We start from the raw sequence: 15,560 nt of genomic DNA, 5'->3' as shown, positions 1-15,560 counted from the left end.
GCTCCTCAGTAAGATATGAGTAAGAAACCACTCTAACTCAAAACCTTAGGAGGAACCCTAATATGAAGTTTAAAATGCAAGATAAACAAAATCAACTAATAGAAAGAATTTCCGATAATCATCTTGTTGTTGGAGTGGATATTGCCCAACAATTACATGTGGCTAGAGCAGTGAATTTCCGTGGAATTGTAGTCGGAGATCCACTTACATTTGAAAATAGTGAAGATGGGTTTGCTAGTTTATTAAAATGGATAGATAAGCTTCAAAGATTAAATAAACTGGAGGTAGCCATCGTGGGAATGGAACCTACAGGCCATTACTGGATTAATCTTTCGAAATGGCTATTTAAACAAGGAATTGAGGTAGTAACGGTAAACCCTCACTTAGTAAAAAGAAATAAAGAAAACCGTGATAATACTCAGTCGAAAAGTGATAAGAAAGATGCCCTGGTCATCGCTGATATGGTGAAGAACGGTTACTACTCCTTCGTCAGGGACACTTCAGAATCATTTGAAATACTTAGGGTCCTTATGTCTAACCGTGATGTGGTAGTTAAACGACTCGTTAGCACTATTAATCAATTAAACCGTTGGGTTGATATTGTCTTTCCCGAACTCAGGCAGGTATTTAAAGACATTACTGGAAAAGGGGCAATTGCCACACTTCGTTTATTTCCATCTCCAATGGAACTGCGTTCCCTGAAACCTGATGATGTTGTTTCAGGATGGAAATCAATAATGAAGAGACAGCCTGGATTAAGGAAAGCCCAATTACTTCTTCAGTTAGCTAGGAAATCTGTCGGCACAAGACAGGCTCTTGAAGCGTATAAATTTCATTTGGAACAATTATTAGAGGAGTATGATCTCGCAGTCTTACAACTCGAAAGAGTGGAGCAAGAGGTTAAGGATGTATTAAAACAAATACCTTTTGCCAAGAAGCTGCTTGCCATTAAGGGAATTAGTGAAATTTCTTTAGCCGGAATATTAGGTGAAGCAGGAGATCTAAGTGGTTTTTCACACGGTAATTCTTTACTTCGGCACACTGGGTTGCATCTGGCTGAAGCAAGCTCTGGTAAGTGGAAAGGCCAAATTGTCATCTCTAAGCGAGGACGATCCAGGCTAAGACGTTTCCTTTACTTAGCCACCATGAGCCTTGTGATGAATAACACGGAATTTCGAGCTATTCACTCCCTTAATGTTAAGGTGAAAAAAATGAAGAAAATGAAATCAATTATGAAATTGGTAGGTAAGCTAGCCAGGATATTTGTTGGAATAGCACGCAGAAACGAGGCTTATTGTGCAGATAAAGTTCAACCTATTACTGAACTGGTTGCATAGTTTTAAAGGGGATTTTTTAATTGGGTTCTCGAAGGGAACCTTCAAAAACTTATTTTCATAGACTTTTTTTACGAATGTTGGCTTATTCGTAGGATTTCAAATATGTACGGAGTACCAGGTTTCTTCAACAAAAGGGCACTGACCCATCAGGTTAGCATAACTGGCCTCCACCCCTTGGATAGGCATGACGAAGGAATGATAGGGCAATTGACCCGTTGAGACATGGGAGGGAAAGCCTCCAGGGGCGGCGTGGAGAATGTACATTATATGGTAAAATGTGGAGTGATGTACAACTCCTTTATTTCACTATGCCTTCACGAAATCCTCATGTCCTGAAATCACTCCATTTAACTTTGACCTCACAATCAAGGGTGATGAAATCCTGCGAATAAGTGAGCATTCGAGAGATATTTGCATCAAACTGAGGGAGTTGAAAAACAAAAAATTTATAGCCATAAGGAAGACTTATGGTTATAAATAATAACTTTTAAATTTCCTTATCATTCCAATTGGCGTAAAATTGGAAATATCAAAAGGAATATCCATTTGAAGTCAGAGGAGAAGGATATAAATGCCCTTTATTTTTAGATCAATTGACCATATTCAGCTCGCTGCTCCTAAAGGTAGTGAGGAAACTGCAAGAAAGTTTTTTAAGAATATTTTAGGCTTTGACGAAGTTGAAAAACCTGAAGAATTAAAGAAACGTGGCGGGGTTTGGTTTGAATTTGGAAATTATCAAATACATATAGGAATCGAAGAACCATTTTATCCAGCCAAAAAGGCACATCCTGCTTTTGAAATAGAAAATATAGAGGAATTAAAAAAACATCTGGTAACAAACGGGATTGATGTTATTGAAGACGATAAACTTCCAGGAGCTAAAAGGTTCTATATTTCCGACCCTTTTGGTAATCGTATGGAATTGTTAGAGTGGATTAAAGAGTAAACACTTTTATTGCAAACTAACGGGTGCTTTACTTCAATGCCAGGAGCTGATCAACAGCTCCTTTTCCTATGGAACTAAAGGGGCAGATTAGTTGAAGCAGGTCTTTACGTTAAACTGTATACAGTTTAACGGTTTTAGGAGGTGAAAATGATGAAACGTGCGATAGGAATATTTCTTACTCTTTCATCTTTACTAACATACTTAATTGTGGACATGCTTTATGATCCTGTTGAGAATAAAATAACAACAACAGATATGAATTCAGGAGTTACAACAGCAACAGTACTATATCAATATCCTTTGATGTATTGGGTAATTTGTGTCATTTTAATAATTACTTTTATTCTTGGGATTTACTTTATTCTAGCAAAGGAAAAGCAATATGAGGAATGTCTACTCTTTGATACTCCAGAATATACTAGAAATAAGTGAATCGAACTAATGGGTGCTTTACTTCAATAAGGGAGTTGCTTTGGCAGCTCTTTTTTGTTATGGAGCTAACGGGGCAGATTAGTTGCAGTAGACTTGAACCATACCTATCAGTAGCACTAAACGCTTTATCTTTTTAAAAAACCCGCGATTGGTAATATATAGTAATGTTTATTCATATCCTTCTTTAAAATGATTTATTTTTAAGGAGGAATGATGAATAAATTCCAACCACTAGTATGGATCGTTCTTACAGTATTTATAGTAATTTTAGTAGTACCTTCTATTTTAGTAGCTTCATTTTCAAACAACACAAAACAGAACATTGTTACATCATCAAAACAGAACTCCGTTACATCAATTGAGAATAACGAAAGTAAAAACGATAAAAATTCTACGGAACCATCTATGGAAGTGTCAGTTTATAGGACAAACACTAAAGAAATTGAAAATATGCCCTTGGAGGAATATGTTGTAGGTGTTGTTGCTTCAGAAATGCCAGTTACTTTTGAATTAGAGGCCTTAAAGGCTCAATCTTTAGCAGCTAGAACATTTTTGGTTAAACAAATGCTTTCTAATTCTAAAATTAATTTACCAGACGGTACAGATATAACTGATAATATTCAATACCATCAAGTCTATAAAAATAAAAAAGAACTAGCTAATGAGTGGGGAAAAGATTATAAATCAAATATCTCTAAAATTCAAAAAGCAGTTAACGCTACAAAAGGTCAGATTTTAACCTATGATGAGAAACCAATCGATGCTTCTTTCTTTTCGACCAGTAATGGCTATACGGAGAATTCTGAGGATTATTGGGGTAATAAAACGCCATATCTAAAAAGCGTTGAAAGTCCTTGGGACATAAAATCACCTAAGTTCCAATACCAAACAACTATTCAAGTATCTAGATTTGAAGAGTTGCTGGGAATCAAATTGAATAATGATGTTAGTATCGGGATGGTTATCTCAAAATCAAAAGGAAATCGAATAAAACTTTTTGAAATTAACGATAAGAAATATAGTGGGAAAACGATCAGAGATAAGCTAAAACTTAATTCTTCCGATTTCACATTTAAAAGAGAAGGTAGTAAGGTTGTTATTACTACTAAGGGAAATGGTCACGGAGTAGGTATGAGTCAATATGGCGCTAACGGGTTGGCACAAGAGGGTAAAAATTATAAGGATATTGTAAATTATTATTATCAAGATGTAACCATTTCTTCAGTTGAACCCTTTATTAACAAAATGTATGTAAAAAAGTAAAAAACACGTCTACTTTTATGTTTGTAATTCCAGATAAGCTAAAATAAGAGCTGTAAGTAATAATCAGCTCTTTTTCTTATACAACTAAAGGGGCAGGATAGTTGAAGAATGCTTACTCTATAGTTTATAAAATGATATAATTGTATTTATTGGAAATTTTTATTAAAAGCAGGAGGGGAAAATGGTTGATAATAGTTATGAGAAACAACATTTGAAAAAAGTCAGGACTTTTATTTATATTACGATAGCATTAATTTTTTCAATGATATTTATATTTATTAGCATTTTTCTTTTGTTTTTTGCCATGTCAGGCATTTTAGACGTTGCGTATTTCCCACCAAAACTAGCAATTTTTTCATTCTTAATTTCTATTGTATTTTCTGTTTTAGCAATAAAAAATCTCTTTGGTAAGATATTGTTAGTATTAAACATATTTCTAATGCTATTTATGATTTTTTTTGGACCATAAGTATATACAAGAAGACTAACTTAGGGTGTAATAGTCAGGCTGTTGTTTAGACAGCCTTTTTTTAACGGGGCAGGTTAGCAAGATTGTGAAGGATTGTACTTAAACTAACGGGTGCGTTAGCTGAAGAACGGAGCTGTCTTTAAGGCAGCTTCTTCTTATGGAACTATCGGGGCAGGATAGTTCAAGAGTGCTGTTTGAATTTTGATCAACAATAGGGCCGGATTATAAACAATAACTCTAAAAAATTGAATCACTGAAAAATAACTTTCTAAATTATGGAATAGTTTTTTATTTATGGTTGTTTTTACCTGTTCTTAGACATATCATAATGATATATCGAATTGATATATCATTATGATATGTGGAAGGGGAATGTTACATTGTCAATTGAAAGTTCTATTCTAGCTATTTTAAGCTTTTGGCCCAGTACAGGATACAATATTAAAGCAGAGTTTGAGCATAAAGCTGCCGGCTTATACTGGGGAATGAGTTATGGGAGTATTTATCCGAAATTAAAGAAGCTTGAAGAAGAAGGACTAGTTTATCCTATTGAACAAGAGGAAGAGGGGCGTAAAAAGAAACTTTATGAACTTACCCCAAAAGGGTGGGAGGAATATGAAAACTGGCTTCGACTCCCTCCTGCCTATCCAATTATTAGAGACGAATTATTAATGAAGATGTCCACTTGGCACGAAGATATGGAAAGCTCTGTATTAATGAGTCATCTACTAAAAAGAAAAGAGACAACCGAAGATTTACTTGAATTTGTAAAAGACTGGCCAACAAACGGAATCTCTTACATCAGTAAAGTGGGTATGCTAACCATCCGCTATGCCGAATTGCGACTGGAGGCTGAGTTGAAATGGATTGAAGAATCGATAAATGCATTGGAAAATAATCAACTTCCAAAAGGGCAGGATCCAAATGGGAATACAGAAAAACTGCTAGCAAGACGAAGAGAGGCAACCCAAGGAGAAAAGGAGAAATAACTCATGAGAGCTGGAATATTTGAGCCTTTAAAATTCCGTCCATTTCGTTCATTATTTGGCGCGCAGCTATTTTCTGATCTGGGTAATTGGCTCGATTTTATTGCTTTACAGGTTATTGTTGCTTATCATTGGGGGCTAGATGAAACAGCCATTGCCTCAGTGATCATTGTATTAGGGCTACCTTGGGTCATCATAGGTCCCTTTGCAAGTGTATTCGTGGATCGACTTCCCAAAAAGCAAATGATGATCATTTGTTTATTTTTAAGGATCATGTTTGTAGGAGGACTGTTTTTTGCTCCTAACCTTTATATCCTTTTATTGTTTGTGTTTTTGAAGGGAACAGTCTCAGCAATTTACGACCCAGCAAGACAAAGTATGATTAGGTTTACGGTCCCTGATAACCACCTTCCAGAGGCGGTAACACTTAGCCAGCTTTCCGTTAATACGATGAAAATTATTGGTCCTGCACTTGGTGGAGGTGTCATAGCTTTATTTGGAGCAAAAAGTCCATTTTTATTTGAAGCTGCAGGTTTTTTCATCGCTATATTAATTTTACTTACTCTTCCCAACATGGATGAAAAAGAAATGAATGCTGACATTAAATCTGAAAAGAAAAATAGGGATAACGGTAACTATTGGAAAGAACTATTAGATGGCATTAAGCACATTTCATATACCCCATTATTAAAAATCTCAGTTATCCTATCCTCTGTAGCGTTTTTTATCATTTTCCTGTACGATGGACTATTCGTATTTATTGCTCAAAACCTTGGCTTCACGGAAGGGAATTTTGGGTTACTGATTAGTTCTGTAGGTCTAGGAAGCGTGGTAGGCTCTCTTTTAATGGGCAACTGGACACACTGGAAAAGAAAACCTATTCACTTTATGTCAAGTGCATTACTTTTTAGCGGTTCATTAATCATTGTAATGGGGCTTGGTAGTATGGAGATTGTAAATCTTCCTGCATTAGCCTGGGTGATTGGCGCATTTTTCCTTGGTTTCATGGGCTCCGGTGAGTCGGTCCCTTATGGATTTACCTTACAATCGGAGACACCCAAGCAAATGATGGGCAGAGTATCTGCTGCGGCCACATCATTACAAACCTGCTCTATGCTTATTGCACCTGCTGTGGGCTCTCTTCTTGCCAAATGGCTTGGAGTTTCTTTCGTTTTGATAGGAGCAGGAGGAGCAACCTGCTTATTGGGTGCATTTGTCCTCATCTTTATCGTGAGAAGAATAAACGTTCAAAAAGATATTCAGAAAAAACAATTCCAAGCTTAAAAAGTTACATGATAATACAAACTATTTTGGGAACATTAACGTTGAAGTTAGGATGAGGTTTTTAGCAACCGAAATTTATTGGTCATAAAAAATAAAGCAAGAGAAAAAATCTAACAGATTGTATTCCACAATTGGGAGCGATTCTTTAATAAGAATCGCTTTTTTTATAGAACTAACGGGGCAGTAGTTTAATAACAAATCCTCCCTATACTTACCAGTGACAAGTCAATCGGAGGAAAGTTAATATCGTTTTAAAATAAGAATTACTGTCAGGTGGAATCGACTTGAATGATTAGAATTATATTTTTTTTACTAGGAATAATATTAATCTTACTAGCATCATACTTATGGAAAAAGGGAGACCCGAAAGTACCCTTTTGGGAGGTTTTAACCGACTTTGTATTTGATATAATGTCTATTCAATTATTTAATCTTTTTAGTTCACGTACTTGGGCTGTGTTGTTGTGGCTAATTGGCTTTGCAATTTTAATAGTTGTTGTAATAGCTCAAATAAATTCATAACTAAGGTTACTTTTAGTTTTCTTTTAGTGAACTAACGGGTGCTTTAGCTTAGGATCAGAGCTGTCTTTAACAGGCAGCTTTTTCTTTATGCAACTATCGGGGCAGGTTAGTTGCTTAAGTTAAAGGAGATTTAATGTGTTTTTAAAAATCTGAATATGTTATAATTTGGAAAGGGGTAAGCCGAAATTTCATTAAAAACAAAACATATAGGATGTGTTGTTAATGAAAAAATTTCTGGTAGGAATAGGCATCGTAGTGGTAGCCCTGCTTATTTCGGTGTTTTTGAAGGATTTCACTTTATTGTATAAAATTACTGGAGTGGTCGCATTAATCTCACTAATAATAAGTGCATTGTTTTCTGGAGCATTTGTTGATGGAGATAGGTTGGGCAGAAATTTACAATCTGAATCAAAAGAAGATAGAAAACAAAGATTTTCAATGACTAATACAATTTTATTGATTGGATTACCGAATTTATTAATCGCAATGGTTAGTTATTTTGTAATGAACTAACGGGTGCATTAGTTCTTTAAGAGGAGAGAACTGTGGCTTTGAAATAAAGTTCTGATAATTTATAAAAAGGATTGATAAAACAGCTTGTTGGTTGGGAAAATCACAAGCTGTTTTTCTGTTAAGGTTCAAAGTACAATAAAAGTAAGAATTTCATATTATGATATATGTTACAAGATTTGAATATTTAAACTTTTGGGCAGTTAATAGGTAAATTAATATAAGGAGGAGTAATAACATGATTCAACATCTTAGAAAAGGCGATAAGATTGGTATTTATACGCCTTCATCTCCTGCAACTGTAACGGCTCAGAAGCGTTATGTACGAGCAAAACAATTTTTAGAGTCAAAAGGTTTTATTATCGTAGAAGGGAAACTAACAGGAAAGGCCGATACATATCGTTCAGGTACACCCAAGGAACGTGCAAGTGAATTAAACGCATTGTTGTGTGATCCCGAAATTAAAATGGTAATGTCCACGATTGGTGGAACAAACTCCAATAGTATGCTCCCTTATATTGACTATGAAGCATTGAAGGAAAATCCAAAGCTAGTTGTCGGTTATTCAGATGCAACAGCTATTCTTTTAGCTTTATATGCAAAAACAGGGATTTCAACTTATTATGGACCAGCTCTGATCCCATCTTTTGGTGAATTTGAGCCTCTTGTAAACGATACATATACTTATTTTGAAAATTATTTTATGAAAGAATCAACGCTGCCATATGAGGTACCGATACCAGCATTTTGGTCAGATGAAGCCGTTAACTGGCTTGAAAAAACGACAGAGAAACCCCTTTTTTCAAATGAGTGGGTAACAGGACAATCAGGTGTTGCAAAAGGTAGATTAATTGGTGGGAATAATAATGCGCTGTGCGGATTTATTGGTACAGAATATTTCCCTGAAATTAAAAAGGGAGATATTTTTCTGATAGAGGATTGTACAAAAAATGCTTCAATTGTTGAGAAAAACTTTGCGATGTTAAAGCTACATGGAGTATTTGACAAGGTAGCAGGCATTATTTTAGGCAAACATGAACGATTTGATGATTTAGGCACAGGAAGAAAACCACTTGAAATTTTATTAGAGCAACTAGACGGTAAAGATATTCCGATTTTAGCTGAATTTGATTGTTGTCACACGCATCCAATGCACCCATTAGCAATTGGAAAAAAAATAAAATTAGATGCAACAGCGAAGAAAGTGTATTGTACGGAGAGATGGATTTAATTTTAATATGGGTGGTATTATTACAATTTATAATTTCTTCAACTAGGTGCGTTAGCTGAAGATCGGAGCTGCCTTTAAGGAGGCGGCTTTTTCTTATGGAACTATCGGGGCAGGTTAGTTCAGCAAACATACGAATTAATTTTATATGTCTGTTATTTTTTGGTATTAAAATTGCATGACCTAATATTGAAAGGTTTAAAATTGGGAGGAGAAATAATATGGAAACAGTAAATATTAGGACTGCTGCAAAACATGATATCCCACAACTTCTCGAATTAATGAACCAGTACATCGTTGATTTCTACAAGTGTCCTCGTCCAAGTGATGATTCACTCAAAAAATTGATCAATCATTTACTTGAAAATCCCTATGAGGGTATCCAGTTTGTTGTAGAAAAGGAACCGCATCACTTAGTTGGCTTTTCCACTTTATATTTTACTTTTAATACATTAGAAGTGAAACGAATGGCTTTCCTTCATGATCTATTTGTAAAACCTGATGTAAGAGGACAAAAAATTGGTGAAAAACTACTTCAGTCCTGTGTCAATTATATTAGAGAGAATGATTATTCTCATATGATTTGGGAAACAGCACATGATAATCTTGCTGCCCAATCGTTATATGACAAAATTGGGGCACAAAAGGCAGTTTGGCTGAACTATGAAATTAAGTAATTTCACGTAGTTTTTATGTTTTTTTGAATACGTTATTCAAAGCCTATTAATATTTGATTATTATTAGGATCTGATTTGCCTGAAAAGTTAGCATACAAGATTCCGGCATATGAATTGTTTTTCGAAAGGGTGCGATTGCCCAAGAAGAGTAGTCGCTTCTTGGGCTAATGGGCAGGTTCGTGGAAGAACAAACTACATTTATATTTTGAGAGAATTACTGTTTAAAGATATAACAACAGGTACGTTAGCTGAAGATCGGAGCTGTCTTTAAGGCAGCTTTTTCTTTATGGAACTATCGGGCAGGATAGTTCAAGGCTTGTCAGAATTAAACATCCAACTTACTAAATCAAATAGCTTAGTGAAATGCTAATTACTTAAGCTATTTTTCCATGCAGTAGCTAATAAACTCACACCCTTTTGAATTTCGTCCAGGGATGGTGCACCATACCCTAGCATAACCTGATGATTTGGCTTGTGAAGCTGATACATTGTTGAAACGGCATCGACTTTAACTCCCCTTGATTTCGCTAGCTCTATTGCTATAGATTCATTTAATCTTTCTGGTAATTGAACAATGATATGTAAGCCTGCTGCATCGCCCATGACTTTAAATTCTTCTCCTAGATGTTTCGTTATGCTTTCAATTAAACAGCTTCTTTTTGTTCGATATAAAGTTCTCATTTTTGCTATATGTGCTGTATAATGTCCTTCTTCCATAAATTTTGCGACGACTTGTTGATCGATTCTTGAAACGGTAGATTTTTGATAAGTATTGAACTCTTCAAAGTCCGATCGAAGAGATGTTGGCATAATAAGATAACTCATACGAAGCGATGGTAACAATGTTTTTGAAAATGTTCCAAAGTAAAGCACCCGTTTAAATGAATCTAAATGAGATAATGTTGCAATTGGTGCGCCTTTGTAACGAAATTCAGAATCATAGTCATCCTCTATAATGTAAGCATCTTGTTTAAGTGCCCATTGTAATAACTGTATCCTTCTAGCTATGGACATAATTGCACCGGTTGGATATTGATGAGCTGGTGTCGTATATAGTAGCTTAATTGCCTTATTAGGCACACAACACCCTTCCTCATCTACAGAAACCGCATGACATTGTAGTTGTAATTGCTCAAAAACAGATTTTGCTCGAATAAACCCTGGTTCTTCTGTTCCAACAGTTTTCCGATTAAAAAATAGACATATATTCATTAACTGTTGCTGAAATCCACTAAAAATAAATACTTGCTCCGGCTGACAATCTAACCCTCTAGCTTGTTGTAAATACCGTGCAATTTGTACACGTAACGAATATTCTCCTTGCCACGGTGCATTGCATCCGTTGAATTCATTAAGCTCTTTTCGATATAGTCGGTTCCATTGTTTGTAGGGGAATACAGCTGCATCAACCTGACCATTTTTAAAATTAATAAAATAATCAGATTGCGCCGTTTTCTTTAGAGAAGTTGTAGCATTCTCAGTATAGTGCCATTCATCTGCAATTTCCGAAACAAAATAACCTTGTCGTTCAACAGAATAACTGTATCCTTCACTCTGCAGTTGTTCGTAAGCAATTTGAACAGTCATGATACTTATGTTTAATTGATCAGCCAAACGTCGTTTAGAAGGAAGTTTAGTATGAGCGAATAGCTTTTTTTCTAAAATCGCTTGTCGAATTTGTTCATAAATTTGCCTATATTTGGGTTTGTCGTCCGTTAGTAGAATTTGAAGTTCCATCTCATCATCCCTTGGTATTATATAAAAACTCATTTTTGGTTATTTTTATCATATCAGAAAAAGGTTTTAATTATATGCAAGGAGTGATAAAAATGAAAAAATTAGAAAATAATGTTGTACATTTAATCCCAATGGGACTCGAACATGTTGAAGGGATTTATGAAGCAACGCAAGATAAACGTATATGGGAGCATATGTCTGTTGATTTAACGGAGAAAAGTTGTGTACTTCATTATGTACAAGATGCGTTACAAAAACGTGAGCATGGTACAGATATTGCGTATGTGATTATAAATAAAAAAACAGACAAAATAATTGGTGCTACCTGGTTTCTCGATATTTCAAAACAACACAAACGACTTGAAATCGGATCAACTTGGATTAACCCTATTTATTGGCGAACAAATATTAATACGAATTGTAAATACTTATTGTTGAAATATTGTTTTGAAGAACTAGGCTTTAATCGTGTACAAATAAAAACAGGACATGAAAATTTCCGTTCGCAAAAAGCGATAGAACGGATTGGTGGAGTAAAAGAAGGTATTCTTCGAAGTCATATGATTCGAAAAGAAGGGATACTTCGTCATACTGTCCTGTATAGTATCATTAATGAAGAATGGGCCAAAGTGAAAAAACATTTTGAAGTACATTTACTTAATTAAGGTAAACAGTTTAGTTGGAGAATGATTTATTGTCTTATTTAACAAAAACGGGTACTTTACTTCAATAAGGTAGGTTGCTTCGGCAACCTTTTTCTTACGGAACTAACGGGTGCTTTAGTTCATTAACAGGGGTTGCTGCGGCAGCCTTTTTCTTATGGCACTAACGGGGCAGGTTAGTTCAACAAGAGAACCGAGATGAAAGAGGAGAATGTTGATCTTTTGTTGAAGTGTATATAATTAGAAGTGGAGGTGCCACAATGCAAGAATATATATATCATATGGTTCCTAAAGAGATGATTGGTGACAAACTTATACCATTGAATGCTTTAGGTAAGATATCTCCTCATTTGTATGAGAAATATACGAAGAAGTATTTTGACCACCCTGAGAGACCGAAACTGCTAAAAAAACAAATTCCTAAACTTAATTGTTTATGGAATGATGTCCTTCATTTTATACCTCTACATCCTTATTACGTTTACGAAGCTCTCACAAGCTTAGGAATAAAAACTAAAGAAGAACAACAATTTTTAAAAATCCCAATTGAAAAACTAACAAATAATACGAATGCTATATATCTTTACACAAAAGAGAAATACAAAGGTCCAGCTGAAGAAATTGAAGAAGATGAAATTAAGCTATTGAATATTGAGACTTATAAAGAACTTAAAGAAATACCCTCAGCATCAATAGAATATTACAAAATTGAAAATGAAAAGGGTAACAGAATTGGTCTTTTTCCATACATACCACATTTATTAAGTCTTGGAGAGGTTGAAATTAATGATGTCGAGATTGTATCTTGGAACCATTTCAAATGAAAAAGCTTTTTGTTGAGCTAACAGGTACTTTACTTTTTTATGGTGCTGAAACAGCGCCATTTTCTTATGCAACTAAAGGGGCAGTTTAGTTCATTAAGAAATTTAATATATAATAGATTTTATAAGATAAGATGACTTTCCTTAGGAGGGGGAACATGAAAAAAAGGCTTCGAAAAAAATTGTCCAATGAATGGGAATGGTATGCAGTAAAGGTATTGTATGAATGCAACATCTCAGGAAACCCTTCTCCAGAAACAATTGATGAAAATTACTCTAATACACATAAGACATTTGAGGAAAGCATTATTCTTGTTAAGGCCCCTTCTTTTGATCAGGCTTATGTAAGTGCTGAAAAGGAAGCAAAAAGGGCAGAAATTGATTACTTAAATCCATATGATGAAATGGTTGAATGGAAATTTGTAGAGTCGATAGATTGTTTTAATTTATTTGATGAAAAACTTCAATCAGGTACTGAATTGTATTCGCGATATTTACGAGTTCCAAAAGATATATCTAATGAAAAAGTTATTTTACATTACTATCCAGAAACGGTCGTGGAAGAAGAAGTTGACTATAACTTTATTTTAAGAAATAAGGACTTAAACTAAGAACAAATTCAAATTCAACTTCAATTATTGTATAGGCGATAGTGATAACGCTTATACAACTACCATGAAAGAACGTAATTATCTTATATATTCTGTGGTGAAGCAGAGCTTCATGGATGGCTAACGGGTGCGTTAGCTGAAGATCGAAGCTGTCTTAAGGCAGCTCTTTCTTTATGGAACTAAGGGGCAGGATAGTTCAACAAGCATTGTGTATTCTAAATGTGCAATAAAGAATTTTATGGATAAAACCTATCTTCTTGTGAAAAATAAGATAATAATTCACGAGGAGACTTAATAATGAAAAAAATAGCCTTACTCTTTCTTATCCTTTTCATTTCGTCTAGTAGTGCTACTGAAGCAAAAAACACAATTGAAACAATTCCTCAAAACAAGCCACCTTCCATTATGGAATTAGCTTTTTTAAGATATCTTGGTGGATCCATTCTTGAAGTTATGGAAAAACACGGTGATCGTCAATTATTCACATTTAATAGAATTGAAAAAATTTCAAGAGATATTCAAAATGATACATATGATGTGTCATTACATGTAATTGGATATGAGGGACCCCTCAACCCACCTTTTAAGTTAATTCAAATGACTATTCGTATACCAGGAGAAAAATATACTAAATATAGTGTGATTTCATACAAACATCGGTATATTAATGACAAAGAATTGAAAGAGCTAACTAAATATGTTGCTGATTAAATTAGGTTTCATAATTTCGCAGCTTGTGCCAACTCTACAATAAGCCTTAATGAACTAACGGGTGCGTTAGCTGAAGATCGGAGCTGTCTTTAAGGCAGCTCCTTTTGTATGAAAATACATTAGTAAAAAAGCCATGCTAAAATAAACCCTCCATATTCTCATTATTTTTTTGATGGGGGTAAATGTACTATTGCGTTATTTTAACTGGTTACGCAGTTTGTTGTTCATATGGAGCAATTGTATAGCCTTTCTTTTTTAGGTATTCGATCATTTTTAATTCTTTGTTGTTTTGTTTTTCTTCAAGGTAATTTGAGCCAAGTTCATGATAAGGTTCTCCTGTTTTTAAGATGTTGTAAGCAATCGTTACTAGTAAATGGGCAGAAGCGATTCGTCCCTTCATTTTTCCCTGCCGTTTGGTAATTCTTTTTCGATGTGAAGCAATTCGATTATTTTGTCTTGATGTCGCTAATACACATTCTACGGCCATCGTTTTCAAAGCTTTGTTACCTTGTGTGGTTTTACTCGTTTTTTTTTACCAGCACTTTCGTAATTTCCGGGACTCACACCAGCCCAAGAGGCAAGATGTTTAGCCGACTTAAATACGGACATATCAACGCCCATCTCTGCAATAAAAGTAGCTGCGGCAGCTTTGTTCACACCAGGTATACTATCCAATAATTCTACTTCCTTATGATATGGGGACAGAAGTTGATCGATTTGTTTTTCCAATTGTTCTATGGCTTTTTCTAAATAACCCATATGCTCCCAATGGTAACGCAACATATCACGATGATGACGGCGAATACGACCATTAATTGCATGGGCAATGTCAGTAATACTTGCTTTTGTTCGCCAATCCACCATTTTTCGAAGACCATCGGTCTCTATTTTTTCACCGTTTAGAATGGCTTCAAGGATACGGCGTCCCGATACACCAAATATGTCTGATAGAACGGATGTTAGCTTGATATTAGCATCTTGAAGAATTTTGTGAATGCGATTCTGCTCTGATGTGCGATGATGAATCAATTTTTTTCGATAACGAGTAAGATCACGTAAATCACGAATATCCTCTGGTGGGACAAAATTGCTTTCAATAAGTCCGCATCTTAGAAGCTTGGCAAGCCATTCGGCATCTTTTACATCAGTTTTACGCCCTGGAACATTTTTGACATGCCTGGCATTGGCCAGAACAAGGTGAAAAGATCCTTCGAGTATATTCCATATTGGTTTCCAGTAGACTCCGGTACTTTCCATCACAACATCGGATACCTGAAGGGTAGTTAACCAATCACTTAAAGCCAAGAGTCCTGTTGTTGTAGTCGAAAACGTTTCAATAGAGATTTTTGGCTTTTTATCTAATG

Annotated in this window: 18 protein-coding genes; 15 read left to right on the top strand and 3 right to left on the bottom strand. The window is 35.0% G+C overall.

The annotated features are described in order from the left end of the window. Positions 1-62: 62 nt before the first annotated feature. The 11 genes from J7I90_RS14410 to J7I90_RS14360 all read left to right on the top strand — a co-directional run bounded on the left by J7I90_RS14410 (position 63) and on the right by J7I90_RS14360 (position 9,654). On the top strand, positions 63-1,337 hold the full coding sequence (locus J7I90_RS14410; protein WP_214772489.1) for an IS110 family RNA-guided transposase: 1,275 nt from the start codon (positions 63-65) through the stop codon (positions 1,335-1,337). A gap of 571 nt (positions 1,338-1,908) precedes the next feature. Next, entirely contained in the window at positions 1,909-2,283 is a 375-nt protein-coding gene (locus J7I90_RS14405) for a VOC family protein (protein WP_214772487.1), read from the top strand. 150 nt (positions 2,284-2,433) lie between these two features. Continuing rightward, positions 2,434-2,715, top strand: coding sequence for a hypothetical protein (locus J7I90_RS14400; RefSeq protein ID WP_214772485.1), 282 nt, complete (start codon positions 2,434-2,436; stop codon positions 2,713-2,715). Between the two features lie 213 nt (positions 2,716-2,928). After that, positions 2,929-3,978, top strand: a complete 1,050-nt coding sequence (gene spoIID / locus J7I90_RS14395; protein ID WP_214772483.1) for a stage II sporulation protein D — start codon at positions 2,929-2,931, stop codon at positions 3,976-3,978. A 181-nt stretch (positions 3,979-4,159) separates the two neighbouring features. Beyond that, complete coding sequence (locus J7I90_RS14390) at positions 4,160-4,447, top strand: hypothetical protein (RefSeq protein WP_214772481.1); 288 nt, start codon at positions 4,160-4,162, stop codon at positions 4,445-4,447. A gap of 380 nt (positions 4,448-4,827) precedes the next feature. After that, a complete protein-coding gene (locus J7I90_RS14385) occupies positions 4,828-5,436 on the top strand; it encodes a PadR family transcriptional regulator (protein WP_214772479.1) in 609 nt (202 codons plus the stop codon). 3 nt (positions 5,437-5,439) lie between these two features. Further along, positions 5,440-6,717, top strand: coding sequence for an MFS transporter (locus J7I90_RS14380; RefSeq protein ID WP_214772477.1), 1,278 nt, complete (start codon positions 5,440-5,442; stop codon positions 6,715-6,717). A 288-nt stretch (positions 6,718-7,005) separates the two neighbouring features. Then, a complete protein-coding gene (locus J7I90_RS14375) occupies positions 7,006-7,239 on the top strand; it encodes a hypothetical protein (protein ID WP_214772475.1) in 234 nt (77 codons plus the stop codon). 222 nt (positions 7,240-7,461) lie between these two features. Then, positions 7,462-7,752, top strand: a complete 291-nt coding sequence (locus J7I90_RS14370; protein ID WP_214772473.1) for a DUF5316 domain-containing protein — start codon at positions 7,462-7,464, stop codon at positions 7,750-7,752. Positions 7,753-7,987: 235 nt separating this feature from the next. Continuing rightward, positions 7,988-8,980 (top strand): S66 family peptidase, encoded by a 993-nt coding sequence (locus J7I90_RS14365; protein WP_214772471.1) that lies wholly within the window; start codon positions 7,988-7,990, stop codon positions 8,978-8,980. A 218-nt stretch (positions 8,981-9,198) separates the two neighbouring features. Next, the gene (locus J7I90_RS14360; RefSeq protein WP_214772469.1) at positions 9,199-9,654 is read left to right on the top strand and encodes a GNAT family N-acetyltransferase; all 456 of its coding nucleotides are present in this window, start codon (positions 9,199-9,201) and stop codon (positions 9,652-9,654) included. 366 nt (positions 9,655-10,020) lie between these two features. On the opposite strand, the gene pdxR is transcribed toward J7I90_RS14360, so the two are convergent. Then, the gene (gene pdxR, locus J7I90_RS14355; protein ID WP_251025288.1) at positions 10,021-11,424 is read right to left on the bottom strand and encodes a MocR-like pyridoxine biosynthesis transcription factor PdxR; all 1,404 of its coding nucleotides are present in this window, start codon (positions 11,422-11,424) and stop codon (positions 10,021-10,023) included. 59 nt (positions 11,425-11,483) lie between these two features. Between pdxR and J7I90_RS14350 the strand changes: the two genes are divergently transcribed. The 4 genes from J7I90_RS14350 to J7I90_RS14335 all read left to right on the top strand — a co-directional run bounded on the left by J7I90_RS14350 (position 11,484) and on the right by J7I90_RS14335 (position 14,196). Continuing rightward, positions 11,484-12,056, top strand: a complete 573-nt coding sequence (locus J7I90_RS14350; RefSeq protein ID WP_214772467.1) for a GNAT family N-acetyltransferase — start codon at positions 11,484-11,486, stop codon at positions 12,054-12,056. A 257-nt stretch (positions 12,057-12,313) separates the two neighbouring features. Beyond that, the gene (locus tag J7I90_RS14345; RefSeq protein WP_214772466.1) at positions 12,314-12,877 is read left to right on the top strand and encodes a group-specific protein; all 564 of its coding nucleotides are present in this window, start codon (positions 12,314-12,316) and stop codon (positions 12,875-12,877) included. A gap of 155 nt (positions 12,878-13,032) precedes the next feature. Continuing rightward, positions 13,033-13,485 (top strand): DUF4288 domain-containing protein, encoded by a 453-nt coding sequence (locus tag J7I90_RS14340; protein WP_214772464.1) that lies wholly within the window; start codon positions 13,033-13,035, stop codon positions 13,483-13,485. A 297-nt stretch (positions 13,486-13,782) separates the two neighbouring features. Next, a complete protein-coding gene (locus J7I90_RS14335) occupies positions 13,783-14,196 on the top strand; it encodes a hypothetical protein (protein WP_214772463.1) in 414 nt (137 codons plus the stop codon). Positions 14,197-14,404: 208 nt separating this feature from the next. Here the strand turns inward: J7I90_RS14335 and J7I90_RS14330 are convergent, their stop codons facing one another. Beyond that, positions 14,405-14,692: a hypothetical protein gene (locus J7I90_RS14330; RefSeq protein WP_214772462.1), complete on the bottom strand. Its 288-nt coding sequence runs from the start codon at positions 14,690-14,692 to the stop codon at positions 14,405-14,407. Next, positions 14,689-15,560, bottom strand: an 872-nt coding sequence (locus J7I90_RS14325) for an IS110 family RNA-guided transposase (protein ID WP_214772461.1), incomplete at its 5' end; no start/stop codon positions are given. The genes J7I90_RS14330 and J7I90_RS14325, both read right to left, overlap by 4 nt.

The sequence above is a fragment of the Bacillus sp. ISL-57 genome, assembly GCF_018613135.1.
In the GTDB taxonomy this organism is placed as follows: Bacteria; Bacillota; Bacilli; order Bacillales; family DSM-1321; genus Peribacillus; species Peribacillus frigoritolerans.
This window is presented reverse-complemented; position numbering and strand designations above follow the sequence as displayed.

Excerpts from the sequence above, each read along its gene's own strand:
- J7I90_RS14410 (WP_214772489.1), top strand. The coding sequence starts at position 63 with ATGAAGTTTAAAATGCAAGATAAACAAAATCAACTAATAGAAAGAATT.
- J7I90_RS14405 (WP_214772487.1), top strand. The coding sequence starts at position 1,909 with ATGCCCTTTATTTTTAGATCAATTGACCATATTCAGCTCGCTGCTCCT.
- J7I90_RS14400 (WP_214772485.1), top strand. The coding sequence starts at position 2,434 with ATGAAACGTGCGATAGGAATATTTCTTACTCTTTCATCTTTACTAACA.
- spoIID (WP_214772483.1), top strand. The coding sequence starts at position 2,929 with ATGAATAAATTCCAACCACTAGTATGGATCGTTCTTACAGTATTTATA.
- J7I90_RS14390 (WP_214772481.1), top strand. The coding sequence starts at position 4,160 with ATGGTTGATAATAGTTATGAGAAACAACATTTGAAAAAAGTCAGGACT.
- J7I90_RS14380 (WP_214772477.1), top strand. The coding sequence starts at position 5,440 with ATGAGAGCTGGAATATTTGAGCCTTTAAAATTCCGTCCATTTCGTTCA.
- J7I90_RS14375 (WP_214772475.1), top strand. The coding sequence starts at position 7,006 with ATGATTAGAATTATATTTTTTTTACTAGGAATAATATTAATCTTACTA.
- J7I90_RS14370 (WP_214772473.1), top strand. The coding sequence starts at position 7,462 with ATGAAAAAATTTCTGGTAGGAATAGGCATCGTAGTGGTAGCCCTGCTT.
- J7I90_RS14365 (WP_214772471.1), top strand. The coding sequence starts at position 7,988 with ATGATTCAACATCTTAGAAAAGGCGATAAGATTGGTATTTATACGCCT.
- J7I90_RS14360 (WP_214772469.1), top strand. The coding sequence starts at position 9,199 with ATGGAAACAGTAAATATTAGGACTGCTGCAAAACATGATATCCCACAA.
- pdxR (WP_251025288.1), bottom strand. The coding sequence starts at position 11,424 with ATGAGTTTTTATATAATACCAAGGGATGATGAGATGGAACTTCAAATT.
- J7I90_RS14350 (WP_214772467.1), top strand. The coding sequence starts at position 11,484 with ATGAAAAAATTAGAAAATAATGTTGTACATTTAATCCCAATGGGACTC.
- J7I90_RS14345 (WP_214772466.1), top strand. The coding sequence starts at position 12,314 with ATGCAAGAATATATATATCATATGGTTCCTAAAGAGATGATTGGTGAC.
- J7I90_RS14340 (WP_214772464.1), top strand. The coding sequence starts at position 13,033 with ATGAAAAAAAGGCTTCGAAAAAAATTGTCCAATGAATGGGAATGGTAT.
- J7I90_RS14335 (WP_214772463.1), top strand. The coding sequence starts at position 13,783 with ATGAAAAAAATAGCCTTACTCTTTCTTATCCTTTTCATTTCGTCTAGT.